27 protein-coding genes are annotated in these 25919 nt (G+C 53.1%); 16 read left to right on the top strand and 11 right to left on the bottom strand.

Annotated elements, in window-relative coordinates; genetic code table 11:
• Nucleotides 1–6: 6 nt before the first annotated feature.
• From JXQ85_RS10630 to mdh, 5 genes are all read right to left on the bottom strand, one after another.
• A complete protein-coding gene (locus tag JXQ85_RS10630) occupies nt 7–2964 on the bottom strand; it encodes a 2-oxoglutarate dehydrogenase E1 component (RefSeq protein ID WP_421748875.1) in 2958 nt (985 codons plus the stop codon).
• Nucleotides 2965–3066: 102 nt separating this feature from the next.
• On the bottom strand, nt 3067–3948 hold the full coding sequence (gene sucD / locus JXQ85_RS10625; protein WP_421748874.1) for a succinate--CoA ligase subunit alpha: 882 nt from the start codon (nt 3946–3948) through the stop codon (nt 3067–3069).
• A gap of 4 nt (nt 3949–3952) precedes the next feature.
• Nucleotides 3953–5146 (bottom strand): ADP-forming succinate--CoA ligase subunit beta, encoded by a 1194-nt coding sequence (gene sucC / locus JXQ85_RS10620; protein WP_421748873.1) that lies wholly within the window; start codon nt 5144–5146, stop codon nt 3953–3955.
• A 185-nt stretch (nt 5147–5331) separates the two neighbouring features.
• Nucleotides 5332–6345 carry a glycosyltransferase family 2 protein gene (locus tag JXQ85_RS10615; protein ID WP_421748872.1) on the bottom strand — a complete coding sequence of 338 codons (1014 nt, stop codon included), beginning with the start codon at nt 6343–6345 and terminating at the stop codon, nt 5332–5334.
• Between the two features lie 178 nt (nt 6346–6523).
• A complete protein-coding gene (mdh, locus tag JXQ85_RS10610; RefSeq protein WP_421748871.1) occupies nt 6524–7486 on the bottom strand; it encodes a malate dehydrogenase in 963 nt (320 codons plus the stop codon).
• Between the two features lie 168 nt (nt 7487–7654).
• Here mdh and JXQ85_RS10605 point away from each other — a divergent pair, with 168 nt between their 5' ends.
• Complete coding sequence (locus tag JXQ85_RS10605) at nt 7655–8392, top strand: sulfite exporter TauE/SafE family protein (RefSeq protein ID WP_421748870.1); 738 nt, start codon at nt 7655–7657, stop codon at nt 8390–8392.
• Nucleotides 8393–8398: 6 nt separating this feature from the next.
• Here the strand turns inward: JXQ85_RS10605 and JXQ85_RS10600 are convergent, their stop codons facing one another.
• Nucleotides 8399–8713: a hypothetical protein gene (locus tag JXQ85_RS10600; RefSeq protein ID WP_421748869.1), complete on the bottom strand. Its 315-nt coding sequence runs from the start codon at nt 8711–8713 to the stop codon at nt 8399–8401.
• A gap of 243 nt (nt 8714–8956) precedes the next feature.
• Between JXQ85_RS10600 and JXQ85_RS10595 the strand changes: the two genes are divergently transcribed.
• From JXQ85_RS10595 to JXQ85_RS10555, 9 genes are all read left to right on the top strand, one after another.
• Nucleotides 8957–9811: an HpcH/HpaI aldolase/citrate lyase family protein gene (locus JXQ85_RS10595; protein ID WP_421748868.1), complete on the top strand. Its 855-nt coding sequence runs from the start codon at nt 8957–8959 to the stop codon at nt 9809–9811.
• A 39-nt stretch (nt 9812–9850) separates the two neighbouring features.
• A complete protein-coding gene (locus tag JXQ85_RS10590; protein ID WP_421748867.1) occupies nt 9851–10399 on the top strand; it encodes an NnrU family protein in 549 nt (182 codons plus the stop codon).
• A 4-nt stretch (nt 10400–10403) separates the two neighbouring features.
• A complete protein-coding gene (locus JXQ85_RS10585; RefSeq protein ID WP_421748866.1) occupies nt 10404–10607 on the top strand; it encodes a DUF1737 domain-containing protein in 204 nt (67 codons plus the stop codon).
• A gap of 1 nt (nt 10608) precedes the next feature.
• Nucleotides 10609–11640 carry a MaoC family dehydratase gene (locus JXQ85_RS10580; protein ID WP_421748865.1) on the top strand — a complete coding sequence of 344 codons (1032 nt, stop codon included), beginning with the start codon at nt 10609–10611 and terminating at the stop codon, nt 11638–11640.
• A gap of 249 nt (nt 11641–11889) precedes the next feature.
• Nucleotides 11890–12273, top strand: coding sequence for a succinate dehydrogenase, cytochrome b556 subunit (sdhC, locus tag JXQ85_RS10575; RefSeq protein WP_421748864.1), 384 nt, complete (start codon nt 11890–11892; stop codon nt 12271–12273).
• Nucleotides 12274–12284: 11 nt separating this feature from the next.
• Nucleotides 12285–12656: a succinate dehydrogenase, hydrophobic membrane anchor protein gene (sdhD, locus tag JXQ85_RS10570; RefSeq protein ID WP_421748863.1), complete on the top strand. Its 372-nt coding sequence runs from the start codon at nt 12285–12287 to the stop codon at nt 12654–12656.
• Nucleotides 12657–12680: 24 nt separating this feature from the next.
• Nucleotides 12681–14489, top strand: coding sequence for a succinate dehydrogenase flavoprotein subunit (gene sdhA, locus JXQ85_RS10565; protein ID WP_421748862.1), 1809 nt, complete (start codon nt 12681–12683; stop codon nt 14487–14489).
• 6 nt (nt 14490–14495) lie between these two features.
• Nucleotides 14496–15374, top strand: a complete 879-nt coding sequence (locus JXQ85_RS10560) for a hypothetical protein (protein WP_421748861.1) — start codon at nt 14496–14498, stop codon at nt 15372–15374.
• A 92-nt stretch (nt 15375–15466) separates the two neighbouring features.
• A complete protein-coding gene (locus JXQ85_RS10555) occupies nt 15467–16246 on the top strand; it encodes a succinate dehydrogenase iron-sulfur subunit (RefSeq protein ID WP_421748860.1) in 780 nt (259 codons plus the stop codon).
• A gap of 65 nt (nt 16247–16311) precedes the next feature.
• Here the strand turns inward: JXQ85_RS10555 and JXQ85_RS10550 are convergent, their stop codons facing one another.
• A complete protein-coding gene (locus JXQ85_RS10550) occupies nt 16312–16437 on the bottom strand; it encodes a hypothetical protein (protein WP_421748859.1) in 126 nt (41 codons plus the stop codon).
• A gap of 71 nt (nt 16438–16508) precedes the next feature.
• Nucleotides 16509–17276 carry an HD domain-containing protein gene (locus tag JXQ85_RS10545; RefSeq protein WP_421748858.1) on the bottom strand — a complete coding sequence of 256 codons (768 nt, stop codon included), beginning with the start codon at nt 17274–17276 and terminating at the stop codon, nt 16509–16511.
• Between the two features lie 74 nt (nt 17277–17350).
• On the opposite strand from JXQ85_RS10545, the gene JXQ85_RS10540 reads away from it, so the two are divergent.
• Entirely contained in the window at nt 17351–17962 is a 612-nt protein-coding gene (locus JXQ85_RS10540; RefSeq protein WP_421748857.1) for a TetR/AcrR family transcriptional regulator, read from the top strand.
• Here the strand turns inward: JXQ85_RS10540 and deoD are convergent.
• Nucleotides 17959–18663, bottom strand: a complete 705-nt coding sequence (deoD, locus tag JXQ85_RS10535; protein ID WP_421748856.1) for a purine-nucleoside phosphorylase — start codon at nt 18661–18663, stop codon at nt 17959–17961. The two genes, JXQ85_RS10540 and deoD, sit on opposite strands and share 4 nt — an antisense overlap.
• Nucleotides 18664–18713: 50 nt before the next feature.
• On the opposite strand from deoD, the gene JXQ85_RS10530 reads away from it, so the two are divergent.
• Entirely contained in the window at nt 18714–19244 is a 531-nt protein-coding gene (locus tag JXQ85_RS10530; RefSeq protein ID WP_421748855.1) for a DUF4329 domain-containing protein, read from the top strand.
• On the opposite strand, the gene JXQ85_RS10525 is transcribed toward JXQ85_RS10530, so the two are convergent.
• Nucleotides 19241–19513, bottom strand: coding sequence for an acylphosphatase (locus tag JXQ85_RS10525; RefSeq protein ID WP_421748854.1), 273 nt, complete (start codon nt 19511–19513; stop codon nt 19241–19243). The genes JXQ85_RS10530 and JXQ85_RS10525 overlap by 4 nt on opposite strands.
• Before the next feature lie 54 nt (nt 19514–19567).
• Complete coding sequence (locus JXQ85_RS10520; RefSeq protein WP_421748853.1) at nt 19568–21535, bottom strand: methylmalonyl-CoA mutase family protein; 1968 nt, start codon at nt 21533–21535, stop codon at nt 19568–19570.
• Between the two features lie 393 nt (nt 21536–21928).
• On the opposite strand from JXQ85_RS10520, the gene ccrA reads away from it, so the two are divergent.
• From ccrA to JXQ85_RS10500, 4 genes are all read left to right on the top strand, one after another.
• On the top strand, nt 21929–23212 hold the full coding sequence (ccrA, locus tag JXQ85_RS10515) for a crotonyl-CoA carboxylase/reductase (protein WP_421748852.1): 1284 nt from the start codon (nt 21929–21931) through the stop codon (nt 23210–23212).
• A gap of 120 nt (nt 23213–23332) precedes the next feature.
• Nucleotides 23333–23590: a hypothetical protein gene (locus JXQ85_RS10510; protein WP_421748851.1), complete on the top strand. Its 258-nt coding sequence runs from the start codon at nt 23333–23335 to the stop codon at nt 23588–23590.
• Nucleotides 23591–23643: 53 nt separating this feature from the next.
• Complete coding sequence (locus JXQ85_RS10505; RefSeq protein ID WP_421748850.1) at nt 23644–25179, top strand: ATP-dependent DNA helicase; 1536 nt, start codon at nt 23644–23646, stop codon at nt 25177–25179.
• Nucleotides 25176–25910: an SDR family oxidoreductase gene (locus tag JXQ85_RS10500; RefSeq protein ID WP_421748849.1), complete on the top strand. Its 735-nt coding sequence runs from the start codon at nt 25176–25178 to the stop codon at nt 25908–25910. Before JXQ85_RS10505 ends, JXQ85_RS10500 begins: the two co-directional genes overlap by 4 nt.
• Nucleotides 25911–25919 lie beyond the last annotated feature (9 nt).

The raw sequence follows: 25919 nt of genomic DNA, 5'->3' as shown, positions 1-25919 counted from the left end.
ATTGAGTTACCCTTCAATGGTCAGCGCGGCGTCGACCAGCGCTTGTTGTTGTGTTTTGTGTTGGCTCGCCAGACCGGTTGCCGGCGACGCAGATGCGGCACGGCCTACATAAGTCGGACGGGTGTGTTTTGCTTTGATGCGACCCAGAACCCATTCGATGTTTGGTTCGACAAAGGACCAAGCGCCTTGGTTCTTTGGTTCTTCCTGACACCAAACCACTTCGGCACCTTTAAAGCGTTCCAGTTCTTTCACCGCGGAAATCGCAGGGAATGGGTAGAACTGTTCCAGACGCAGGAGGTAGACATCGTCGATGCCGCGGGCATCACGCTCTTCCAGCAGGTCGTAATAGACTTTCCCGGAACACATGACGACGCGTTTGATCTTGTCATCCGCCACCAATTTGGTGTCGCTGTTACCGTGTTGTGCGTCATCCCATAGAACACGGTGGAAGCTGGATCCAGTCTGGAATTCCTCGGCTTTGGAGACGGCCAGCTTGTGGCGCAGCAAAGACTTCGGTGTCATCAAAATGAGCGGCTTACGGAAGCTGCGGTGCAGCTGGCGCCGCAGGATGTGGAAGTAGTTCGCAGGGGTCGTACAGTTCGCAACGATCCAGTTGTCACCGCCACACATCTGCAAGAAACGTTCCAGACGCGCAGAGGAGTGCTCTGGGCCTTGGCCTTCGAAACCGTGTGGCAGCAGAACGGTCAGACCGGACATACGCAGCCATTTGCTTTCGCCAGAGCTGATGAACTGATCAAACATGATTTGCGCGCCGTTGGCGAAGTCGCCGAACTGAGCTTCCCATAGGGTCAACGCGTTTGGTTCTGCCAGTGAGTAGCCATATTCAAAGCCCAACACCGCATATTCAGACAGGGCAGAGTCGATCACTTCGTACTGTGCCTGACCCGGACGGATGTTGTTCAGCGGATAATAGCGTTTTTCAGTGTCTTGGTTCACAACACCAGAATGGCGTTGAGAGAACGTGCCGCGTGTCGCGTCCTGACCTGACAAGCGGACTGGGTAGCCTTCGGTCAGCAAAGAGCCAAACGCCAAGGCTTCGCCGGTTGCCCAGTCAATGCCTTCACCACTTTCCAGCGCTTTCTGACGGTTGCCTAGGAAGCGACCGATGGTTTTGTGCAACGGATAGTCTTCCGGCACAGACGTCAGCGCACCAGCGACCTGATCGTAGGTCTCTTTTTTGATGGCGGTTTCACCGCGCTGGTACTCTTCTTTGTTTTTGTCCAGATGAGACCACTTTCCGTCCAACCAGTCAGCCTTGTTTGGCTTGAACTCTTTGCCAGCTTCGAATTCTTCGTTCATGCGGGCCTGGAATGCGGCCTTCATGTCTTCGATTTCGCCTTCTGGGATCAGACCGTCTTTGACCAGACGTTCAGTGTACAAAGATAGGGTCGTCTTGTGACCTTTGATCTTTTTGTACATCACCGGGTTGGTGAACATCGGCTCATCGCCTTCGTTGTGACCAAAGCGGCGATAGCAGAAGATATCAAGAACGACATCTTTCTGGAATTTCTGACGGAATTCAGTCGCGACTTTAGCCGCGTGTACAACCGCCTCTGGGTCATCACCGTTCACGTGGAAGATCGGCGCCTCGACAACCAAAGCGTTGTCGGTTGGATACGGGGAAGAGCGAGAGAAGTGCGGCGCTGTGGTGAAACCAATTTGGTTGTTCACAACGATATGCATGGTCCCGCCGGTTTTGTGACCGCGCAGACCAGAGAGCGCAAAGCATTCAGCCACAACACCTTGACCCGCAAAGGCCGCGTCACCGTGCAGAAGGATTGGCATCACAGATGTGCGCTCGTCGTCATTTAGCTGGTCTTGCTTGGCGCGTACTTTACCCAGAACAACCGGGTTTACGGCTTCAAGGTGGGACGGGTTCGCGGTGAGCGACAGGTGGACATTGTTGCCGTCAAACTCGCGGTCCGAAGAGGCGCCGAGGTGGTATTTCACGTCGCCAGACCCATCAACGTCCTCAGGTTTGTAAGACCCACCTTGGAATTCGTTGAAAATCGCGCGGTATGGTTTGGCCATCACGTTGGCGAGAATGTTCAAACGACCGCGGTGCGGCATGCCGACCACGATGTCTTTTACACCAAGTGCACCACCGCGTTTGATGATCTGCTCCATCGCGGGGATCAGAGATTCACCGCCGTCCAGCCCAAAACGTTTGGTACCCATATATTTAACGTGCAGGAATTTTTCAAAACCCTCTGCCTCAACCATTTTGTTGAGGATTGCCTTACGGCCTTCACGGGTGAATTTGATTTCCTTGTCAAATCCTTCGATGCGCTCTTTCAGCCAGCTCGCTTCTTCTGGATTGGAAATATGCATGTATTGCAGCGCGAAAGTGCCACAGTAAGTGCGGCGGACGATCTCGACGATCTGGCGCATGGTAGCGATCTGCAGGCCCAGCACGTTGTCGATAAAGATCGGGCGATCCATGTCTGCGCCTGCAAACCCGTAGGATGCAGGGTCGAGTTCCGGATGTGGTGTTGCATCACGCATGCCCAGCGGATCAAGATCCGCCACAAGGTGGCCACGGATACGGTAAGCCCGGATCAACATCAGCGCACGGATTGAATCCAAAACGGCCTGTTTGACCGCTTCATCAGAGACCTCAACGCCTTTTTCGGCGGCTTTCTCTTTGATCTTTTTGCCAGCGGCTTTCGCCTCGACCGGGGCTGGCCATTCGCCTGTCAGCGCGCCTGTCAGCTCGTCATCTGGAACAGGTGGCCAGTCAGAGCGCGCCCAACTTGGACCGCTTGCTTCTGCTTTGACATCAAGCTCCGCGTCGCCAAGCTGACGGAAAAACTCCTGCCAGGCGGCGTCCACCGCATTCGGATCATTCGCGTACCGAGCATACATTTGCTCAAGGTATTCTGCGTTGTGACCCTGCATAAAACTGGATGCATGGAAAATATCGTTAGAGGATTGGTCGGTCATGGAGGAGACTCCCGAGCCACTGGGTTTCGTTGTTACGTCCAGCTTACTGCTGGATCTAGAGAGGTAGGCCCGGAATAGAGCCTACCTCCAATTCAAACGCGATTATCCGATCGCTTTCAAGACCGCTTCGCCGAGGCCCGCCGGGCTGTCAGCTACAACGATGCCCGCAGACTTCATTGCTTCGATCTTGTCTTCGGCGCCGCCTTTACCGCCAGCTACAATCGCGCCAGCGTGGCCCATGCGGCGGCCCGGAGGTGCCGTACGACCAGCAATAAAGCCAGCAGTTGGTTTCCAACGGCCTTTCTTCTTTTGCTCTTTCAGGAATTCAGCTGCTTCTTCTTCTGCAGAACCGCCGATTTCACCGATCATGATGATGGACTGAGTCTCATCGTCGTCCAAGAACATGTCCAGCACGTCGATGTGCTCTGTGCCTTTGATCGGGTCGCCGCCGATGCCCACAGCAGTGGACTGGCCAAGGCCGATGTCCGCAGTTTGCTTCACTGCTTCATATGTCAGTGTGCCGGAACGGGACACAACACCCACAGAGCCACGCTTGTGGATGTGGCCCGGCATGATGCCGATCTTGCAGGCGTCAGGTGTGATAACACCCGGGCAGTTCGGGCCGATCAAACGGCTGGAAGAGCTTTCCAGCGCACGTTTCACACGCATCATGTCCAGCACAGGAATGCCTTCAGTGATACAGATGATCAGTTCCATTTCCGCATCGATGGCTTCCAGAATGGAATCCGCCGCGAAGGGAGGAGGCACATAGATCACAGAAGCATTTGCTTCAGTCACGTGTTTCGCTTCGTGTACAGAGTTGAACACTGGCAGACCAAGGTGCTCAGAGCCGCCTTTGCCTGGTGTCACGCCGCCCACCATTTTGGTGCCATAAGCGATTGCTTGTTCAGAGTGGAAGGTACCCTGAGAGCCGGTTAGGCCCTGACAGATAACTTTGGTGTTTTCGTCAACGAGAATGGCCATCTTATTATCCTTTCACCGCTTTAACGATCTTCTCAGCGCCATCGGACAAGTTGTCTGCCGCGATCACGTCAACATCGGAGTTGTTGATGATGTCTTTGCCGGCTTCCACATTGGTGCCTTCAAGACGCACAACCAGCGGAACCTGCAGACCAACTTCTTTTACAGCAGCTACGACGCCCTCTGCGATCACGTCGCAGCGCATGATGCCGCCGAAGATGTTGACCAAGATGCCTTTAACGTTTGGATCAGAAGTGATGATCTTAAACGCTTCGGTCACTTTCTCTTTGGTAGCGCCGCCGCCAACATCAAGGAAGTTTGCAGGCTCAGCACCATAAAGTTTGATGATGTCCATTGTAGCCATCGCCAGACCAGCGCCGTTCACCATACAACCGATTTCACCGTCCAGAGCGATGTAGTTCAGGTCGTACTTGGACGCCTCGAGCTCTTTGGAGTCTTCTTCAGTTTCGTCGCGCAGCTCTGCAACATCCGCGTGGCGGTAGATTGCATTGCCGTCAAAGCTGACTTTAGCGTCTAGAACTTTCAGGTCACCCGCGTCAGACACGATCAGCGGGTTGATTTCCAGCATCTCCATGTCTTTTTCGTTGAAGGCGGTATAAAGCTGGCCCATCAGTTTTACGCACTGCTTAACCTGTGCGCCTTTGAGGCCCAAAGAGAACGCGATGCGACGACCGTGATATGGCTGGTAGCCTGTTGCTGGATCAACAGAGAAAGACAGGATCTTTTCAGGGGTCGCCGCCGCAACCTCTTCGATGTCCATGCCGCCCTCAGTGGAGCACACGAAAGACACACGAGATGTTTGACGGTCCACCAGCAGAGCCAGGTAAAGTTCAGTCTCAATGCCGGAACCCGCTTCGATGTAGATGCGGTTCACTTGTTTGCCGACTGGACCGGTCTGGTGTGTCACCAGCGTGCGGCCAAGCATTTTCTTGGCTTCTTCTGCCGCTTCTTCAACAGATTTGGTCAGGCGGACACCGCCTTTTTCGCCAGCATCTGCTTCTTTGAAAGAGCCTTTGCCGCGGCCGCCTGCGTGGATCTGAGCTTTGACAACCCAAAGAGGTCCGTCCAGCTCGCCCGCTGCGGTTTTGGCATCCTCGGCCCTCAGAACAACGCGTCCTTCGGAAACCGGGGCACCGTAAGAGCGAAGCAGAGCCTTCGCCTGGTATTCATGGATGTTCATGAAACTGTCCCATATTGCTGCAGTTGGAACAGGTATAGCCTTATAAATTTGGTGTAACTAAGTTGTTTTTGGAAAAATAAGCGAAAAACCGACATTTGTGATCACAGTCAAAAAATGTGTGATCACAAATTAATTTTTGAGACTGCAATTTGCGATTCGAGAGCGGCTAAATTCAATAGTTCTGTTCATTCCTTTGCAGAGAATACGGGTTTGAACTCTGGGTAACGGTCCAAAATCTCTGCGTCAAAAGCGTCCGGACCGGGTAAATTAAAATCAGGCAGGAGCTTTTGAACTTCAGGCAAAGGATCAAATTCATCCGCATCCAAAAGCCCAAAACCATTCAAACGTTTCATGTCCAATTCAGAAAACGCACGTAAAGCATCGTGGAATTCCATTGCTGAATCGCGGGAATCTGCAAAGTTCAGCAGATCTGAAATTTGCTCGCGTCGATGGTCCGAGACCAAACGCCCTAAATCTTCTGGTGAAACTTTAGCGTAGCGCAGCAGTTTGATCACCCAGTGCAAAGGCGTCAGCCCATCAAAGTGCAGCAACCGGGACGTTGTGCTCAGATAGCGTTCTGACCGGTATTGCCTTTTCGCTTGCCCTCGAAAGGACCAATGCAGGCCAAACACAAAATCAGCCCCAACGGGCACCGCGCATTTTCCAGCAGAGTGCCCCAATAGGCCTTGCACGAAATACTTTTCCGCACCGCCAAAAATTCGGCCATCAAAACGATGACGTCCCTTAGTTGATGCTTTCAATGGGCCCTGAAATAAAGTCTGAACTGGCTCGCCTTCTCTATAAAAGCGTTCCCAGGTGGGCAGATGTAATTCGCAATCAAGCTCTCGTACAAACGGCAGTTCGTCAACTAGTGGCCGGTCTTGATAAAGGAATTCGTCAGCATCCAGACTAAAGATCCAGTCGGCATTGCTGAGCGAAAGCGCATGATTGGCATTCAATGACTGGCGCCGCATTTGCAGTGCAGGGCGGCCTTCAACACCGTTTAAATCGCTCCAATGTTTTTCATCGCAGCAGGTAACACGCGCACCGGGGATACTTTTCAAAGCTTCTTGGGCAGGATCATCAGCGCGATCTAAGTAGACATGAACGTGCTGTGCGCCTGTTGCCAAGTGATAAGCGACATTCGCGACGATCAGCGCTTCTGGTTCATCTGCAGTAAGGACAATATCCCAAGTCATAAATGCCTACCAAAAAAGCTAATGAAATTGGCTTGATCCTGTCTGAAACCCTTTATGGACGCAACAGGCCTCTTTTGACGTTTTTTCTACGTGCAATGGTTTGTAGTGCACAAAAAAACCAAGCCACGCAATCAAGCGTGGCTTGGTCAAAAACTTGGTCGCAAAGAGTGCGCTTGGCTTATGCCAAAGAGCCGTCGATGCCTTTGCAAGCTGTAACCAGACCCTTAACCGCGTTCACAGAAGCGTCGAACATTTCCTGCTCTTCTTTGTTGAGTTTGATGTCAACGATACGCTCAACGCCGTCTTTCCCGATCACAGTTGGAACACCAACATACATGCCGTCCAGACCCAATGCGCCATCAACGTATGCTGCACATGGCAGAACGCGCTTCTGGTCTTTCAGGTAGGCTTCCGCCATTTCGATCGCCGAAGTTGCAGGTGCGTAATATGCAGAGCCAGTTTTCAGCAGGCCAACGATTTCCGCGCCGCCATCACGAGTACGCTGAACGATGCCGTCCAGTTTCTCTTGTGTGGTCCAGCCCATCTCAACCAGATCTGGCAAAGGGATACCCGCGACTGTGGAGTAACGTACGGAAGGCACCATAGTGTCGCCGTGGCCGCCCAGAACGAATGCAGTTACGTCACGCATAGACACGTTGAACTCTTCTGCCAAGAAGTGACGGAAGCGTGCAGAATCCAGAACACCTGCCATGCCGCAAACTTTATTGTGTGGCAGACCAGAGAATTCACGCAGAGCCCAAACCATCGCGTCCAGCGGGTTGGTGATGCAGATCACGAACGCGTCTGGCGCGTTGTCGCGGATGCCTTCGCCAACAGATTTCATAACTTTCAAGTTGATGCCCAGCAGGTCGTCACGGGACATGCCCGGCTTACGAGGAACACCTGCAGTTACGATCACAACGTCTGCGCCAGCGATGTCAGCGTAGTCGGTTGTGCCGGACATGCCAGCGTCAAAACCTTCGGCAGGACCGGATTGGGCGATGTCCAGAGCTTTACCCTGAGGGGTGCCGTCTGCGATGTCGAAAAGAACAACGTCGCCGAGTTCTTTGATTGCTGCTAGGTGTGCAAGGGTGCCACCGATCTGGCCTGCGCCGATAAGGGCGATCTTTGGACGTGCCATTGGGAAGTCTCCAATCCGGTTGAAATTTGGCACTGTGGGTAAGGCTAAAGGCCGTTCGGCGCAAGCACTTTGGCGCGCCGCATCTTGTCGCAAAGCCATTGAGGCAAGGAACGATTTCGGTTTATGTACGCTATTGTATACACTTTAGCGCTAACAGGTTATCGCCTTATGGATCTTCAATTTTATGCAATTGCAGCATTTGCTGTGACCTTTGCTGGGTTCTCCAAGGGGGGATTTGGGGGTGGGCCTGCTTTTGCATCTTCGGCGATTCTTGCATTGGTGACCACGCCAGCGCAGGCCATTGGCCTAATGTTGCCACTGTTGATGCTCATGGATATTGGAGCCGTGCGCCCATTCTGGAATAAATGGGATTGGGCACGTGCCCGGATCATGGTGATTGGAGCGGTCCCTGGAATTTTACTGGGTGCTATTTTTTATCGCGTGACAGATGACAACATGCTGCGCCTGTTGATTGGCTTGGTCGCGCTGGCGTTTGTTGCGTGGCAACTCTGGCCGAAATCACAGCTGAAGGAAGCAAACTTCTCGCAAACAACGGGGATGATCGCTGGGCTAACTGCAGGCTTTACCAGTTTTGTCAGTCATGCTGGGGGACCACCTGCGGCCATGTATTTGCTTTCTCAGCGGCTGGATAAGACGACATATCATGCCACAATGACTCTGGTTTTTTGGGTTGTGAATGCAGCGAAGGTTGTCCCCTACGCCTTCCTTGGAATCTTTACGGTAGAGACCTTTTATGTCGATTTAATCCTTGCACCCTTTGCTCTCATCGGCGTTTGGATTGGTGTGAAAGCGCATCCTATAGTGCCAGAAACACTCTTCTTTCGTTTGACCTACGCGCTTTTGGCGATCACCGGGGCTAAACTTGTTTTTGATGCTTTGACTTAAGCTAGACTAAGCATCGCTGCCATCTAGAGCCAATGTTTCTGATAGGGTTTCAAAACTCTGGCCAGCGGCAACGAGGCAGGTCAGCCCAGCCGGAGAAGTGACCGTAATGGTCCAAGATCCACTTTCGGTGCTGGCATAGACCTCAACCAATGAATTGTCCCCGCCGATTCCGACGGATTGCCGCGTTTCTCCGTAGCCTGCGGCCAACCGTTCCACCACGGTGTCGCGAGGTGCACAATGTCGCTGGTTTTGTGCCGAAACTGGTGTGGCGATAACAGCCAAGATTACGGCCCAACCAAACGCGGTGCGTAGTCTCTTCATGTCCGGTCCTTTCCGATATTCTCCAAGACCGATTCTGCTGCGCAGAGGGGATTCCGGCCTCTCAATCTGTAATAATCATGCGGCGAAAACCTAGAATACTCGGTTAACACAGCGCGCTATGGCCTTGCGGACAACGGTATACCAAGTGACGCGCGGTTCTTTCTGCGGTGCGGCAAAAACCCCCTTGAATTCTTTTTGAAATAAATGTCAGTAATGCGCGCAACTTTATTGCGGAGTGAGTTCATGAGCCAACGTGCCCGTCCATACCGTTCTGTTCTATATATCCCAGCGTCAAAAACGCGGGCACTGGAAAAGGCGACAACCCTGCCGATCGATGCGATCATCTTTGATCTCGAAGACGCAGTTGCGCCTGCAGAAAAAGTGAATGCGCGCGGTATTTTGGCCGAAGCGCTCGAAAAGCGAGACTACGGCAAACGTATGCGGATCGTTCGTATTAACGATCTCAGCACCGAATGGGGTCCTGCGGATGCCGAAGCCGTCAAGTCCATGAGCTGCGACGCGGTGCTATTGCCAAAGGTTGAAAGCGCGGCCGAAGTGCAGGCCTTAGCTGATGTCACCGGTGATTTGCCGATTTGGGCCATGATGGAAACGCCGCGCGGTATGCTGAAAGCCCATGAGATTGCGGAACATCCGATGTTGTATGGCATGGTGATGGGAACCAATGACCTCGCGAAAGAGCTGCAAACGCGGTTCCGCCCAGATCGTCTGCCATTGCAGACCGGCCTTGGCCTTTGTGTCATGGCAGCAAAAGCCGAAGATGTTGTGATCGTCGATGGGGTCTATAACGCCTTCAAAGACGCAGAAGGTTTGAAAGTAGAATGTGAGCAGGGCCGTGATATGGGTTTTGATGGCAAAACGTTGATCCATCCAGCTCAGGTCGATGTTGCAAACGACGCCTTCGCACCTTCTGAGGCCGAAGTTGATCTAGCGCGGCGTCAGATCGAAGCTTTTGCTCAGGCCGAGAAAGACGGCTCTGGTGTCGCAGTTGTCGATGGGAAAATCGTCGAAAACCTACATATTGTGACCGCGAAAGAGATCCTTGCAAAAGCAGATGCAATTGCAGAAATCTCAGGATAGAAGTTAAAGGAATTTACATTTCTATCTGGAGACACAGCGATGACAATGCTCTTAGCGGGTTTAACCATTTGGTACGCGGCCCATTTGTTTCAAAGGGTAATGCCGGGTGTGCGTGCGAGAATGGGCGACAAGGGAAAGGGCGTGATTGCACTTCTCATCCTTGTTTCAGTGGCACTGATGGTTTTGGGCTATCGAGCAGCCCCATATGAACACCTTTGGGATCGTCCGGCATGGGGCACTATTGTGAACAACCTCATGATGATCTTGGCGCTATACTTCACGAGCCCAGGCCCAAAGAAGGGCGCTCTCTTCTATGGCCTACGCCACCCTATGCTCATGGGTGTCGCGATTTGGGCGATAGCGCATATCATCGTGAATGGTGATTTTGCTTCAGCTATATTGTTCGGTGGCCTTTGGCTTTGGACATTGGTTGAGATCCGCGTCATCAACCGCTCGGAACCTGAATGGACCCCGAACCCTAAGGGTGACATCAAAAAAGACGCGATGTTTTTTGGCATTTCGATCCTGCTTGTTGGCTTGATTGGGTCTTTGCACATGCTATTCGGCCTATCGCCCTTTGGAGGATGACCAAATGAAACTGTATCGACTGCTTACTGAAGATGACACATCCGCCTTCTGCCATAAGGTGACCGAGGCCCTGAACAAGGGCTGGGAGCTGCATGGCAATCCTACCATGACCTTTGACTCTGCCCGCGGTGTGACTCGCTGCGCGCAGGCGGTCGTGAAAGAGGTGGAAGGCACTTACACCCCAGAGACCAAATTAGGAGCTCACTAAAATGGCAAAGACCAACGCGGGCCGTTTCTTTGAAGACTATAAAGTAGGCGACGTGATCAAACACGCCGTTCCACGCACCATATCCGGTGGTGAACGCGCGATGTATCACGCGCTCTATCCTGCGCGGCATGCGCTATATTCTTCGGATGAATTCGCGCGCGCGTCAGGTCTGCCCAAAGCGCCGCTGGATGATCTGGCGGCGTTTCACATTGTGTTTGGCAAGACCGTGCCCGATGTGTCTTTGAATGCGGTTGCCAACCTTGGCTATGCCGAAGGGCGCTGGCTGATGCCTGTCTATGAAGGCGACACGCTGCGTTCAGAATCCGAAGTCATCGGGGTCAAGCAGAACTCCAATGGAAAATCTGGTGTCGTCTATGTGCGCACGCGCGGTTTGAATCAGAATGACGACGTGGTCATGGAATATGTCCGCTGGGTTATGGTGCGCAAATGCAATTTGGAAGCACCAGCACCAGAAACGGTGATCCCTGATTTGAACAAAGTGATCCCTGTGGATCAATTGGTGATCCCGGAGGGTTTGGACTTCTCGGAATATGACTATGATTTAGCGGGCGAGCTACATCGCTTGGGCGACTATGAAATTGGCGAAACCATCGATCACGTGGATGGTGTGACCATTGAAGAGGCCGAGCATATGATCGCAACGCGCCTGTGGCAGAACACTGCCAAAGTGCATTTTGACAATACAGCCCGTCCGGATGGCACACGTCTGATCTATGGCGGCCATGTTATTTCCATGGCGCGGACATTGTCCTTTAACGGTTTGGCTAATGCGCAGATGATCGTCGGTCTGAACGGAGGGGTGCATGCGAACCCATGTTTGGCAGGCACAACAGTTCGGGCATGGACTGAAGTCTTGGATAAGGCCGAAACCTCAGCTCCGGGTGTGGGAGCCATCCGCCTTCGTCTTGTTGCCACCAAAGGTGGCGAACCATTTGAGCTAAAGGGCGAGGATGGCAAATATCTGCCGGACGTCCTGCTCGATCTGGATTATTGGGCGCTGATGCCTGTTTAATCAGGTCATTATTAAAGGAAGCGAAGGTGTTCTCATTCAGAAACGCGGAGCTTCCTTGAGGTTGCATCCAATTGAATACAATTTCCGCAAGAGTGTGATCACAGAAAATATTGCTGTGATCACAAATGCGCATAATGATTGCGCAAACGTCGCGAACTTTGTAAAAATCACCGTATTTTAGGGCTCTGAACCGTGACAGAGCCGGAAAATTCTGTACTAAGAGGCGCAAGGAACCTGAAAGGACTCAGTATGGCAGACGTGAACCGGGGCAATCGCCCGCTTTCGCCCCACCTAACAATATACCGTCCTCAAATGACATCCATGTCTTCGATCATGGTCCGCATCACAGGCATCGCGACATTTGGTCTGGCGATCCTTGCGGTTTGGTGGCTCATCGCAGCAGCAACATCCGAAAGCTCATTTGCAGTCATCGACGGCCTGCTGCGCAGCTTCATTGGCGATCTGCTGATGTTTGGCGCGCTCTGGGCGCTTTACTACCACATGCTGGGTCGCTTGCGTCACGTCATCTGGGACTTTGGCTATCACTTGGACGTTGAAACCTCTGAAAAGATGGGCCTCGGCATGTTTGTCGGCGCAACCGTCCTCGCGGTGATCACCGCGATCATTCTGTAAGGAGCGCTGACATGAGATACCTTACCGACCGCAAACGCGCCGAAGGCAATGGATCTGGCCGTCAAGGCACCATGCACCATTGGCAAATGCTGGTCAGCTCCATCCTGATGGTTGTTGTTGTTCCAGTGTTCATTTTCACTTTTGGTACTGGCTTTGGCGGCTCTTACGAAGAGGTTCTGGCCTTCTTTGCCCGCCCATGCCCCGCCATCGCGACAGGTCTGACCATGACCGTCATTATCTTGCACGTCATGCGCGAAGCTCATGAGGCCATCGAAGACTACATGCACGGCATCGCCGAGCGTCTGGCAATCATCGCCACAACCGCTTTGGCTTACACATTGATCGCAACCGCGGTCTTCGCCCTGATCAAGCTCGCGCTTTAATCCGCACGCCAAGGAACAAATGCAATGACAGCAGCATATGAATATGAAACCCACGACTATGACGTGGTTGTTGTTGGCGCCGGTGGCGCTGGCTTGCGGGCGACTTTGGGCATGGCCGAGCAGGGCCTGCGCACCGCTTGTATCTCTAAGGTATTCCCAACCCGTTCGCACACAGTCGCGGCGCAAGGTGGTATCGCCGCGTCCCTGTCCAACATGGGCCCGGACAACTGGCAGTGGCACATGTATGACACTGTGAAAGGCTCCGACTGGCTGGGTGACACCGATGCGATGGAATATCTCGCACGCGAAGCCCCAAAGGCGGTTTATGAGCTTGAGCACTACGGTGTGCCATTCTCGAGGACCGAAGAAGGTAAGATCTACCAACGTCCATTTGGCGGCCACACAACAGAATTTGGCGAAGGCCCAGCGGTTCAACGGACCTGCGCGGCAGCTGACCGGACCGGTCACGCGATCCTGCACACGCTTTATGGCCAGTCTCTGAAAAACAACGCGGAATTCTACATCGAGTATTTCGCGATTGATCTGATCATGTCCGAAGAGGGCGAGTGTCAGGGCGTCGTTTGCTGGAAGCTCGACGACGGCACCATGCACGTCTTCAACGCGAAGATGGTTGTTCTGGCGACCGGTGGCTACGGCCGTGCTTATTTCTCTGCGACCTCTGCGCACACTTGTACTGGTGATGGTGGCGGTATGGTGGCTCGTGCGGGTCTGCCTCTGCAGGATATGGAATTCGTTCAGTTCCACCCAACTGGCATTTATGGCTCCGGCTGTTTGATTACGGAAGGTGCACGTGGTGAAGGTGGTTATCTGACCAACTCTGAAGGTGAGCGTTTCATGGAACGTTATGCGCCTCAGTACAAAGACCTGGCGCCGCGCGACTATGTTTCCCGGTCAATGACCATGGAAATCCGTGAAGGTCGTGGAGTGGGTGCGGATGGGGATCACATCTTCCTCAACTTGAACCACCTTCCTTCTGAGGCTTTGGCCGAACGCCTGCCTGGTATCTCTGAATCTGCGAAAATCTTTGCCGGTGTTGATGTAACCAAGGAACCGATCCCGGTTCTTCCGACGGTACACTACAACATGGGCGGTATCCCAACGAACTATTGGGGTGAGGTTCTGAACCCTAGCAAAGACGATCCAACTGCAGTTGTGCCCGGTCTGATGGCTGTGGGTGAAGCTGGCTGTGCCTCTGTTCACGGTGCGAACCGTCTGGGATCTAACTCTCTGATTGACCTCGTGGTCTTTGGCCGTGCCTCCGCGATCCGCGCAGGCAAAGTGGTTGACGCGGAAGCGGCAAACCCAACGCTGAACCAAGCATCTGTAGATGCTGCTTTTGATCGCTTTGACGGTCTGCGCAATGCCAAAGGTAATGTTGCAACCGCTGAACTTCGTCTTGAAATGCAGAAGACCATGCAGTCTGACGCGGCTGTCTTCCGGACAGATAAGACGCTGAAAGAAGGCGTCACCAAGATGACCGACATTGCGGCGAAAATGGATGACCTGAAAGTCACCGATCGCTCGCTGGTGTGGAACTCTGACCTCATGGAAACGCTGGAACTGGCGAACCTGATGCCAAACGCTTTGGCGACCATCCACGGTGCCGAAGCGCGCAAGGAATCTCGAGGTGCGCATGCCCATGAGGACTATGCAGATCGTGACGATGCAAACTGGCGGGTTCACACCGTCAGCCGCGTTGATGGCAATAAGGTTGATCTGACATACCGTCCGGTGATCACCGATCCTCTGACAACTGAGGATGAAGGTGGCATCAGCCTGAAGAAGATCGCGCCTAAGGCACGGACCTTCTAAAGCAAGATGAGCGAAGCGGCGCAAAAAACCCTCGTAGATGCTCTCGGCTTTCAGCCGGGGGTGACTCTGCGTACCTATGGGATGCGCCGCTCTGGTAATCACGCGATCATCAATTGGCTTCTGCGCAACGCTGCCGATGGCTCGGTGTTCTTTAACAATTGCGTTGTAGGTCGTCCTGCACGCCGCACTTGGCGTTCACTCGAAGTGAACAACAAATGGGTGAACGTTGAAGAAGGTTCGCCAATCACACCTCTGACAAGTGTGGCTGGAGATGGTGCGTTGGTTGTGGTGTCTTACGAAGATTTCTCGCCAGATCCAGAAGAAGGATTTGGCGGCATCACGCGTGACCTAGATACCGAAAACGTCACTCATGAGGTTTTGCTGTATCGCAACTTCATGAACTGGGCGGCGTCGTTATTGCGGAAACTTCAATCCAACGAAGCTTATGACACACTGGTGTGCTTGCGCATTATGATGTCGTCTTTGGATAAGTATCGCGAGATGCTGGAGCTTGTCGCCAACGCCAAGGCAATAGGGGCTGTTCCGGTGAACTATGATCGCTGGATTGCGCGTCCGCTTTATCGCGAAAGGGTGCTACAGGCCCTTGGCCTGCCACTAAAAGACAATTCTTTGGGGAAGGTTCAGCGCTATGGCGGTGGGTCCTCCTTCCAAAAAGATGCTGTGCGCGCTGAAGAGTTGAATGCGGATCAGCGTTGGCTTGAAATGGCCAATGACGGATCATTCCAGATCATTCTACTGGCGGCGAGCCAAGACGAGGCATTGCTGGCGCTTCTGCGTCAGCTGATGCCGAAAGATGCAGACCTGCTGGCCAACTATGTCGAGCAGGCTCAATTCCCCTATATCGTTCAAGCGGGGGAGTCATGATCCGATTGAACACATCAAAATTTGCCGGCACTGCCGGTGCCCTAATCACCCCGCGCGCGGCTTGCGCGCCAGGCAACTAAGGAGACGACGAGATGGTCGAATTTGTGCTCCCAAAGAACTCCCGTATTACAACGGGGAAAACTTGGCCCAAGCCAGATGGTGCGAAAAATCTGCGTAAATTCCAGATTTACCGCTGGAACCCAGATGATGGTAAAAATCCATCTGTGGACACGTATTTTGTCGATATGGACAATTGCGGCCCAATGATTTTGGACGCGCTGATCAAGATTAAAAACGAGATTGATCCGACGCTGACGTTCCGTCGTTCATGCCGCGAAGGTATTTGCGGTTCCTGCGCGATGAACATTGGTGGCATCAACACGCTGGCCTGTATCTACGGCATTGACGAAGTCAAAGGCGCTGTCAAAGTCTACCCACTGCCGCACATGCCGGTTGTAAAAGACTTGATCCCAGACCTGACGCATTTCTATGCACAGCATGCTTCGATCATGCCGTGGCTGGAAACCAAGACAAACCGCCCTGCGAAAGAGTGGAAGCAATCCATTGAGGATCGAAAGAAACTTGATGGTCTCTATGAGTGCGTGATGTGTGCTTCATGCTCCACCTCTTGCCCATCTTACTGGTGGAATGGCGATCGGTACCTTGGGCCAGCAGCGCTGCTGCACGCCTACCGCTGGATCATTGACAGCCGTGATGAAGCGACTGGCGAGCGTTTGGACGAGTTGGAAGACCCGTTCAAGCTATATCGCTGCCACACGATCATGAACTGCGCAAAAACCTGCCCTAAAGGTTTGAACCCTGCAGAGGCTATTGCGAATATCAAGAAGATGATGGTGGACCGCGCGGTCTAACGTTGGTTCTGAGTATTTTATGAATAGTGAAAAGGGGCGGTTTCCGTCCCTTTTTGTTTGAGAGGTCACGGATGCATTTGCTGGTCGGTTTGGTTGTCGCCTTTGTATTGATCGCTTTGCTGAGCAATCGCAGAACCCGGCGTTGCCGTTGGCGCATGGATCGGTCTCGCAATCAAGGCGATCTGACCCATTTCCAATGCATGTCCTGTGGAGCGACGGCTTACACCAAAGATGAAAAGCCACCGCTGTTTTGTGACAAATCCTAGAGCTCAAAGATGTCATACATCGACGTTTTTGGCCGTTTCTTTCCTGTTAAACTTGTCATGAAACCGGGGCGAGAGTTTTCGTAATGGTCAAGAGTTTCAAACCCTAGAGCTTCAATGGCACCATGGCGCGGGTAGCGTTCATGTAAATCGCTCATCGTTCGTTTGGATATACGTCGATGGCCCGCTCCAAAAAGATCGCAGACGGCACCACGCGATAGTAAATACGCTTCCGCGCCGTGCAATTTGCGCTTCACATGCATGTTCAGATGCAGGGCGATGGCTTCACCAATTTGGTCTGCGATCCGATGGGAATGACCGCATGTCTGAATGAAGTTGCGAACCCGTTCGCCACCGCTGATGGCAAAGCAGCATTGATCTGTGCTCTGCTGGTGGCTGTCTGTTAATGCAATGTCATGCAGGATCGATGCTGCAAACAACATTTCTGCATCATGGGTGATGCCGTCATTTTCAGCGATCAAGCGGCCCATAAAATAGGTGCGCCAGCTGTGAAATAGCAGGGGTGTTTCATGGGTTTCCATCGCATGATCCAAAGCATCCTTGGTCAATCCAGTTTGTTTTGGCATCAATGCATCTAGCGAAACATCATTTGGGCGCAGCCAGCCGAGTTTGGCGCGTAATCCGTCGATTGCTTCACGGCTTTGCACGAAGGCCAGATTGCGAACCATTGCCATTTTTTCACGGGTGTTTAGCGCACCTTTTGTGGCTAGGCCCCATTCTAAAGAGCCCATTGCAGGATTGGTCATTATGTCCTCGATTCTTTTTGTACTATTTCGCACATTAATTGCACAGGCAATGATTATATGCGAAGCGGTACATTATGAATGAGAAGAAACCCCGCGGCCGACCTAAAAAATACGATCCCGAACAAGCCTTAGATCGCCTAACAGCTGTCTTTTGGGAAAAAGGGTTTGATGCCGCATCCTTGGATGAATTGGCGCGTGCCGCCGGTATGAATAGACCGAGCCTTTATGCGGCCTTTGGCGACAAAGAAGCGATGTTTTTGGCAACCCAAAGGCGGTTTGCAAAACAATTCTCCTCTGAAGTGCTACAAAGGCTTCAGCAAGACGGGCCAATTCTGGAAGTCATGGCCGCATCGTTGGACCATCTGATAGCGACCTACCAGACAGGCATCGGGCGTGGCTGTTATGCCTTTAGCGTAGGTGCCATGGGGGCAGCGTATAAACCCAAGTTGGCCCGAATGTTCGATGCACTGTTTCAGGACATGGAGATGCAAATTGCCCACCGTCTAGCCTCAGCCCAAAAACAGGGCGAGATCACGGCCGACACTGACGTTGAGCTTTTGGCTCGGGTTTTAACGGCTTCGATGAACGGATTGGCTGTGCGTTCACGTGCAGGGGGGGATGCGGGCGCAATGCAGGACCGCGCCGATTCTATTTTATATGCCTTAAAGCTGGCAATGATGCCTTAAGCAAAGGCCGCCTCTAGAGCGATTTCGACCATATCGCCAAAGGACTTTTCACGCTGATCACTTGGCAGAGCCTCGCCAGTGATCAGATGGTCTGACACGGTCAATACCGCCAAAGCGCGGCAGTCGTAGCGGGCGGCGAGATTATAAAGTTCAGCGGCTTCCATTTCGACGCCAAGGATACCGTGCCGCGTCATCTTCTCATTGAGGTCTGGGCGTTCGTCATAAAACACATCCGCAGAATAAATGCCGCCCACATGTGTAGGTGTGCCTTTGGCTACCGCCGCATCTGCAGCAGCCCGCAAGAGGTCATAGTCTGCGCAAGGCGCGAAGTTGATTTCTTTGAAGATGCCGCGGGAGGGCGTGGAGATGGATGTGGCTGTCATCGCAATGATCACATCCCGCACGCTGACTTTCTTTTGCATACCTCCACAGGAGCCGATCCGGATCAGGGTTTTTGCCCCAAAGTCTTTGATCAACTCGTTTACATAGATCGAAAGGCTTGGCATGCCCATTCCTGACCCGTGGATCGTGACTGGATTGCCCTTCCAGGTTCCGGTGAAACCGAGCATGCCACGGACTTCATTGACGCACTTCACGTCGTCCAAAAAGGTCTCTGCTGCCCATTTCGCGCGGTAGGGGTCGCCTGGCAATAGGACGGTTTCGGCGATGTCGCCGGGCTTTGCGCCAATATGAATTGTCATGGTGTCACCCCTGTGTTTATCTCAAGCTATTGTTGGTTAGGAAAATAGTCATGCGTCATCTTCTCCGCAATCTGATTTGCAGTGGTCTGGTTTTGGCATCCGCCCCTGTGTTTGCAGGACCAAGGGACGAAATTGCCTTGATCAAGAAGGTGTTTCAGGAAATCCAACCAAGCTCTTTGCAGCGTAATCGCGAGTATTGCGGCTACATCGGCTATGATTTGGACGGTGAACTCGTGGCTTCCAAAGCGCGCCGGGGTCGCAAATCCAGCTGTACACCGCGTGATCCACGCAACATCGATGTCATCGTTGCTTCGTATCATACCCACGGTGGCTATGAGGGGCATGATGGTTATGAGGTGCCTAGTGTTGAGGATATTGAAAGCGATGAATCCGAGGGGATTGATGGCTATGTGGCGACACCAGGCGGGCGTCTTTGGTATATCGACACAGAGGATATGGTGATTTCTCAGGTCTGTGGGGCAGGGTGCCTTATGCAGGCCGAAGGATACGAGCCCGAAGCCGATGCGGATATTCGGGATAGCTATAGCTACGACGAGCTAGTGACCTGGTACGACGACTAACGAATTTCAAAATTCATATGGGGCGCGACAGACGGTATGCGGTGTGATTGCACATCCCGTACCGAGGCTGCACCGGGACCATTCCATAGTTCTTTGACCATTTGATGCACGGTTGTCTTATCGCCCTCAAGGTGAGCAATCACAGCGCCAGAAACATCGTTACGGACCCAGCCTTTTAGGCCCAGGGCATCCGCGCGTGATTTGGTCCAGTTCCGGAATGCAACGCCCTGAACGCGGCCAGTGACGCGGGCTTCTACTGATAGTGACATGGTTCATCCTCCCAGCCCAATTCTGGCAGGGAGGATGGTTTTTGGCAAATTCACTTATTCTGCGGCGACCGGAGTCGGGTCCGCCAGCACAATGATGTCATGCATGATTGTGTTCAACTCAAAGTCTTTTGGCGTGTAAACACGGGCAACACCCATCGCCAACAAACGCTCTGCGTCTTCGTCCGGGATGATACCGCCGACAATCACTGGTGTCTCAGACAGACCTGCGTCTTGCATGCGTTGCACCAGCTCTTCGACCAGCGGGATGTGTGAGCCAGACAAAATTGAAAGACCAACCACATGGGCCTCTTCCTCTTGGGTGCGGCTCACGATTTCCTCTGGCGTCAGTCGGATGCCTTCATAGGTGATGTCCATGCCGCAGTCGCGGGCGCGGAAAGCGATTTGCTCGGCCCCATTAGAGTGACCATCCAGACCAGGCTTGCCGATCACAAACTTCAAGCGGCGGCCAAGTTTGTCGCTGACCATATCCACCGCATTGCGCAGATCTTCGAGACCTTCGGTTTTGTTGGACTGGCTGCCGGAGACACCGGTTGGGCCACGGTATTCACCATGAACCTGGCGCATCTGTGCAGCCCATTCACCTGTGGTCACACCCGCCCTTGCCGCTTTGATCGAAGCAGGCATGACATTCGCACCGGTGGCGGCTGCTTCGCGCAGCTCCGCTAGAGCTGCCTCAACAGCCGCGGAATCGCGAGACGCGCGCCATTCGTTCAGACGAGAGACCTGTTCCTGCTCAACAGCAGGATCAACAACCATGATGCCGCCATCGCCGGTCATCAGCGGGGAAACCTCGCCTTGCTGCCATTTGTTCACGCCCACCACGACCACTTCACCGGCTTCGATGCGGTTCAGGCGGTCTGCGTTGGATTCAACCAGGCGGCCTTTCATATAGTCGATCGCGCCGATCGCACCGTTCATGGACTCCAAGTTCGCCAGTTCATGACGTGCGCCTTCTTTGAGCTCTGCAACTTTGCGATCCACCGCAGGGTTGCCATCAAAGAGGTCGTCGTATTCCAGCAGGTCAGTCTCATACGCCATGATCTGCTGCATGCGCATGGACCATTGCTGATCCCAAGGACGTGGCAAGCCAAGCGCTTCGTTCCAAGCGGGCAATTGCACAGCGCGCGCGCGCGCGTTTTTGGATAGGGTTACGGCCAGCATCTCGATCAGGATGCGATAGACATTGTTTTCGGGTTGTTGCTCGGTCAAGCCAAGGGAGTTTACCTGCACACCGTAACGGAAGCGGCGGAACTTCGGGTTCTCAACTCCGTAGCGTTCCTGCAGGATTTCATCCCACAGTTCCACAAAAGCGCGCATTTTGCACATCTCGGTGACGAAACGAATACCCGCATTCACAAAGAAGGAGATACGACCGCAAAGCGCAGGGAAGTCTTCAGCAGGCACGCGCGGTTTCAGCTCATCCAGAACCGCAATCGCAGTTGCCAAGGCAAAAGACAGCTCTTGTTCTGGCGTAGCACCTGCTTCTTGCAGGTGGTAAGAACAGACATTCATCGGGTTCCATTTAGGGACATTGGTGTAGCAGTATTCAGCCACATCCCCGATCATCTTCAGGCTTGGCTTTGGCGGGCAGACATATGTGCCGCGGCTCAGGTATTCTTTGATCAGGTCGTTTTGAACCGTGCCCTGCAGCTTGGTGACATCCGCACCTTGTTCTTCAGCAACAGCAATATAAAGCGATAGCAACCAAGGCGCTGTGGCATTGATGGTCATCGAAGTGTTCATCTGCTCAAGTGGGATGTCATCAAAAAGCGTGCGCATATCGCCGAGGTGACAGACAGGCACCCCAACTTTACCGACTTCACCCCGCGCCAATACATGATCGCTGTCATATCCGGTTTGGGTTGGTAGGTCGAAAGCCACAGAAAGGCCAGTCTGACCCTTCTTAAGGTTCGCGCGATAAAGCGCGTTCGAGGCCTTGGCGGTGGAGTGACCCGCGTAGGTCCGGATCAGCCAGGGGCGGTCTTTCTGCACTTGCGACATTGGCGGTCCTCTTTCGGTGGCTCGGCAATAATATTTCGTTGCTGTGTAATTACGCGGAATTTTTGGCACTTGTCAATTCGCCGCAGCGCGGCAAAAACGCAGAATTTGGGCGGATTTTCCACGATATTGGCGAGTATTTCCGTGAGAACAGGGTGCGAATGCAGGGCTCTTTGAGCATATTGATACGTCGATTTTGAGTTAAAGCACTGTTTTTGCTTATTTATTTTTTGAAGTGTGACCGTCTTCACTGAGTGACGTCACGTTTCTGCAGTTGCTGGGTTATAAAATTACCCAAGTCGCACTGAAAGTGTTGCAATGTTTCGCGCAAGAATCTATCTCTACCTCAGAAACGCGATTCTGCATCGCGGCGAAACCTTTAGCCAGGAGGCGAAAATGGCTCTGGATTCTGAAAACAGCGTACTTCAGTACGACGCACCGGAAAAAGATCTGTACGAATTGGGGGAAATGCCTCCGATGGGTTATGTCCCTAAGCAAATGTATGCATGGGCCATCCGTCGCGAGCGTCACGGCACGCCTGATGAATCCTTCAAGGTAGAAGTTGTTGATGTTCCAACTTTGGACAGTAATGAAGTTCTGGTTCTCGTGATGTCCGCGGGTGTGAACTACAATGGTGTTTGGGCGGGTCTCGGCAAGCCGATCTCGCCATTTGATGGTCACGGCGCGGATTACCACATCGCCGGTTCTGATGCCTCAGGCATCGTTTGGGCTGTTGGCGACAAGGTTAAAAACTGGAAAGTGGGCGACGAAGTTGTGATCCACTGTAACCAGGACGATGGCGACGACGAAGAATGCAACGGTGGCGACCCAATGTATTCTCCAAGCCAGCGTATCTGGGGCTACGAGACACCTGATGGGTCTTTCGCTCAGTTCACCAATGTACAAGCACAGCAGCTGCTGCGCCGTCCAACACACCAGACTTGGGAAGAAAGCGCTTGCTACACCCTGACTCTGGCGACTGCATACCGTATGCTGTTTGGCCATCCTCCACATGAGCTGAAGCCGGGCATGAACGTTCTGGTTTGGGGCGCATCTGGCGGTCTGGGAACCTATGCGATCCAGCTTATCAAAGCAGCGGGTGCAAACGCGATTGGTGTTATTTCTGACGAAAGTAAACGTGACTTCGTTATGTCGTTGGGCGCGAAAGGCGTGATCAACCGCAAGGACTTCACCTGCTGGGGTCAGCTGCCAACCGTGAACACACCTGAGTACAACACTTGGTTCAAAGAAGCGCGCCGTTTCGGCAAAGCAATCTGGGACATCACAGGTAAGGGCAACAACGTAGACATCGTTTTTGAACACCCAGGTGAGAGCACATTCCCAGTGTCTAACCTTGTTTGTAAAAAAGGTGGCATGGTTGTGATTTGTGCCGGTACCACCGGCTTCAACCTGACATTCGACGTACGTTACACTTGGATGCACCAGAAGCGTCTGCAAGGTTCGCACTTCGCGCACCTTAAGCAAGCAGCAGCGGCTAACCAGATGATGATCGAGCGTCGCATCGAGCCGTTCTTGTCTGAGACATTCACATGGGATGAAACCCCTGAAGCGCACATGAAGATGTACCGCAACGAGCACAAGCCAGGGAATATGTCGATCTTGGTGCAAGCACCGAAAACCGGTCTGCGCACGTTGCAGGAAGTGCTCGACGCGCGTTAATTCCACAACGAGTGTTATGAATATCAACCGCCAGCGTGCTTCGGCCCGCTGGCGGTTTACGTTTGAGAAACTGTTTCGCTGTTATTCACATGACAAAGGGGCTCGGCACAGGGGATCGGCGTGCGGGGTCCGTTCTCCTTTGTGCATCCAGATCATGGGCTGCGCGCCGATTGGGAAGGCTGGATGGAGACCATGAAATATGACTGGATGCTCGATGTGCTCGCTGATCTTGAAGCCTTTGCTTTAGCAAATGATATGCAGGATTTGGCCGCAGAACTTGCGGACCTTAAGCTGATAGCCGCTGCTGATATCGCTTTAAAGGAGGCAAACGAAACAGAGGCGACACGCGCGGCGCGCGGGCGCCAAAATCTACATTAGGATTTGCAGAACCAGCGCTGGTGCTTTGCATTAGGCCCCTGTAGGGTCCGCTCATGACGACGCCCGCGCTTTCCACGGCAGTGACCCTTTCCCACGATCAGGCTGAGGCCTTTGACCAGATTTCCGCCATGCTGAAGAAAGCAGGGGTCGATCTGGATGATGGCCTGTTGTTACCTCCCAAAGACAGCCAATCGGATGTGGCTGCGGTAATGGGTAAAGCGGGTTCTGGTAAAACGCTTTTGTTGGCAGAGCTGGTGAAAGCGCTTGAAAATGCGGGTGTTTCCATTGTTTCCGGTGATTACGAAGGCAAAAAAGCCTTAGATCGCCGCACCCTTGCGATCCTTGCGCCAACAAACAAAGCCGCAAGCGTTTTGCGCATGCGTGGTGTGCCGGCGACGACGATCCACCGCATTCTCTATAGCCCGGTCTATGACCCTGAATACGAGAAGATCGCAGAATGGTTGACTGAAAATGGTGAACGCCCCGAGATCGAGGGGCTCACGGACGAAGCGCTTGAGCGCGCGCATGCTTTCTATCAGCTACACAAATCAATTCCCGGCGCTTTAGCGGCCGCTGGTTTGCGCGGATCTGATTTTATCACCGGCTGGAAACGTCGCGACGATCCATTGGACATCGGTTTTATTGACGAAGGCTCCATGCTGGATGATCGCCAGTTTGACGACTTGCAAGAGATCTTTTCGACCTTGCTGGTTTTTGGCGACCCAGCGCAGTTGGCACCGGTCAATCAATCTGGGTCGATGGTTTTTGATAAGTTGCCTGAAAAAGCCAAATTCGAACTCAGTCGCATTCACCGCCAGACCGCAGACAACCCTATTCTTGATCTGGCCCATGCTTTGGCGGACCCTGAATTAAGCTTTCAAGATTTTGAGCGCATGATCGAAGATAAGGCACGCACGGATGATCGTGTGATCTGGTCCCAACGGGTCGAAGTGGATCTGATGGCGCGTTCGCCTGTCCTTGTTTGGCGCAACAATACCCGGATCAGGTTAATCAATGCGTTTCGTCAAGTTCATGGAGCACCAGAAGATGACCTTTTGGAAGGGGAACCATTGATTTGTGACGGCATTGAGCTGCCTGCAAAACATCGAAAAAAGCGGCTTGATCTTGAGGCGCGTGGCCTGATCAAAGGTGCGCAGGTTATTTACCTTGGACCTGGACGCAAACCCGGTTTTTCGCGTCTGCACGTGATGGGTGCTGAAGACCCACAAGTCTCTGCCGCCTCGATTGTGAAAATCGAAAAACCCAATGAAGAAGAACCATTTATCCCTTACGCGGCCCGTATGGGCGCGGCGTTTCTCCATGGGGCGGCTGTGACCATTCACAAGGCGCAGGGCTCTCAATGGGAGAACGTTCAGGTCTTTGCGCCTGATCTGTTTGTGGCAGCACGCATGGGACGGGTTGAGGCTGGTCAACCTTTGTGGAAACGTTTGGCGTATGTAGCGATTACGCGGGCACAGGAGCGCCTTTATTGGGTTGTTCGCAACCGATTGGCGAAACCAACGGGACCGTTGATTACGAGTGATTTGACCGTGGCTCCGGCCCCACTGACTTTGGAGGAACAATCATGAAAAGCATCATCGTCACAGGCGCGAGTTCTGGCATTGGTCGCGCCACCGCCGAAGCCTTCTTGGAACAGGGTTGGAAAGTGGGCTTAATCGCTCGTCGTGGGGATCGTCTGGCGGACATTGCGGCGAAACACCCCGCTGCCATTCCTTTACCTGTGGATGTCACCGATCAGAGCGGCATGTCTGCCGCGTTTGATAAGTTCCTTGATCTCACCGGCCGGTTGGATGCTTTGTTTAACAATGCAGGTAGTTTTGGACCATCAGGTAGCATCGATGAGATTGACCTTGATGACTTTGACACCGTCTTAAATGTGAACGTGCGCGGTATGTTCATTGCTGCACAATTGGCTTTTCGCCAAATGCGAGAACAGGCGCCTAAAGGTGGGCGAATTATAAACAACGGATCCTTGGCAGCCTATTCGCCGCGGCCGGAATCGATCTGCTACACCACCACAAAACACGCCATCACAGGGCTTACCAAAAGCCTTTCACTAGACGGGCGTCCGCATGACATTGCATGCGGGCAGATCGACATCGGCAATGCCCGTACAGAGATGGTGGATAACTTACAGGCGCGCGCGCTTGAACAGGATCCTAATACTAAACTTGCACCAACCATGGACCCTCAGGATGCCGCGCGCTTGGTCTTGCATATGGCGGAATTGCCTGCCGAAGCGAATGTTCAGTTTATGACCGTTATGGCGACTAAAATGCCATATATTGGGCGTGGCTAGCTAGGGTTG

The sequence above is a fragment of the Cognatishimia sp. genome (assembly GCF_049116455.1).
Lineage (GTDB): Bacteria > Pseudomonadota > Alphaproteobacteria > Rhodobacterales > Rhodobacteraceae > Cognatishimia.
The sequence above is the reverse complement of the archived record's forward strand: the minus strand, read 5'-3'. Positions and strand labels throughout refer to the sequence as shown.

What these genes read in the sequence shown, in the direction of transcription:
- JXQ85_RS10595 (WP_421748868.1), top strand. Translation starts at nt 8,957, where the DNA reads ATGAGCCAACGTGCCCGTCCATACCGTTCTGTTCTATATATCCCAGCG.
- JXQ85_RS10555 (WP_421748860.1), top strand. Translation starts at nt 15,467, where the DNA reads ATGGTCGAATTTGTGCTCCCAAAGAACTCCCGTATTACAACGGGGAAA.
- JXQ85_RS10530 (WP_421748855.1), top strand. Translation starts at nt 18,714, where the DNA reads ATGCGTCATCTTCTCCGCAATCTGATTTGCAGTGGTCTGGTTTTGGCA.
- JXQ85_RS10540 (WP_421748857.1), top strand. Translation starts at nt 17,351, where the DNA reads ATGAATGAGAAGAAACCCCGCGGCCGACCTAAAAAATACGATCCCGAA.
- sdhC (WP_421748864.1), top strand. Translation starts at nt 11,890, where the DNA reads ATGGCAGACGTGAACCGGGGCAATCGCCCGCTTTCGCCCCACCTAACA.
- JXQ85_RS10600 (WP_421748869.1), bottom strand. Translation starts at nt 8,713, where the DNA reads ATGAAGAGACTACGCACCGCGTTTGGTTGGGCCGTAATCTTGGCTGTT.
- ccrA (WP_421748852.1), top strand. Translation starts at nt 21,929, where the DNA reads ATGGCTCTGGATTCTGAAAACAGCGTACTTCAGTACGACGCACCGGAA.
- JXQ85_RS10505 (WP_421748850.1), top strand. Translation starts at nt 23,644, where the DNA reads ATGACGACGCCCGCGCTTTCCACGGCAGTGACCCTTTCCCACGATCAG.
- JXQ85_RS10590 (WP_421748867.1), top strand. Translation starts at nt 9,851, where the DNA reads ATGACAATGCTCTTAGCGGGTTTAACCATTTGGTACGCGGCCCATTTG.
- JXQ85_RS10520 (WP_421748853.1), bottom strand. Translation starts at nt 21,535, where the DNA reads ATGTCGCAAGTGCAGAAAGACCGCCCCTGGCTGATCCGGACCTACGCG.
- sdhA (WP_421748862.1), top strand. Translation starts at nt 12,681, where the DNA reads ATGACAGCAGCATATGAATATGAAACCCACGACTATGACGTGGTTGTT.
- mdh (WP_421748871.1), bottom strand. Translation starts at nt 7,486, where the DNA reads ATGGCACGTCCAAAGATCGCCCTTATCGGCGCAGGCCAGATCGGTGGC.
- JXQ85_RS10545 (WP_421748858.1), bottom strand. Translation starts at nt 17,276, where the DNA reads ATGACCAATCCTGCAATGGGCTCTTTAGAATGGGGCCTAGCCACAAAA.
- JXQ85_RS10525 (WP_421748854.1), bottom strand. Translation starts at nt 19,513, where the DNA reads ATGTCACTATCAGTAGAAGCCCGCGTCACTGGCCGCGTTCAGGGCGTT.
- deoD (WP_421748856.1), bottom strand. Translation starts at nt 18,663, where the DNA reads ATGACAATTCATATTGGCGCAAAGCCCGGCGACATCGCCGAAACCGTC.
- sdhD (WP_421748863.1), top strand. Translation starts at nt 12,285, where the DNA reads ATGAGATACCTTACCGACCGCAAACGCGCCGAAGGCAATGGATCTGGC.
- sucC (WP_421748873.1), bottom strand. Translation starts at nt 5,146, where the DNA reads ATGAACATCCATGAATACCAGGCGAAGGCTCTGCTTCGCTCTTACGGT.
- JXQ85_RS10500 (WP_421748849.1), top strand. Translation starts at nt 25,176, where the DNA reads ATGAAAAGCATCATCGTCACAGGCGCGAGTTCTGGCATTGGTCGCGCC.
- JXQ85_RS10560 (WP_421748861.1), top strand. Translation starts at nt 14,496, where the DNA reads ATGAGCGAAGCGGCGCAAAAAACCCTCGTAGATGCTCTCGGCTTTCAG.
- sucD (WP_421748874.1), bottom strand. Translation starts at nt 3,948, where the DNA reads ATGGCCATTCTCGTTGACGAAAACACCAAAGTTATCTGTCAGGGCCTA.
- JXQ85_RS10605 (WP_421748870.1), top strand. Translation starts at nt 7,655, where the DNA reads ATGGATCTTCAATTTTATGCAATTGCAGCATTTGCTGTGACCTTTGCT.
- JXQ85_RS10585 (WP_421748866.1), top strand. Translation starts at nt 10,404, where the DNA reads ATGAAACTGTATCGACTGCTTACTGAAGATGACACATCCGCCTTCTGC.
- JXQ85_RS10630 (WP_421748875.1), bottom strand. Translation starts at nt 2,964, where the DNA reads ATGACCGACCAATCCTCTAACGATATTTTCCATGCATCCAGTTTTATG.
- JXQ85_RS10615 (WP_421748872.1), bottom strand. Translation starts at nt 6,345, where the DNA reads ATGACTTGGGATATTGTCCTTACTGCAGATGAACCAGAAGCGCTGATC.
- JXQ85_RS10580 (WP_421748865.1), top strand. Translation starts at nt 10,609, where the DNA reads ATGGCAAAGACCAACGCGGGCCGTTTCTTTGAAGACTATAAAGTAGGC.
- JXQ85_RS10550 (WP_421748859.1), bottom strand. Translation starts at nt 16,437, where the DNA reads ATGGGTCAGATCGCCTTGATTGCGAGACCGATCCATGCGCCAACGGCA.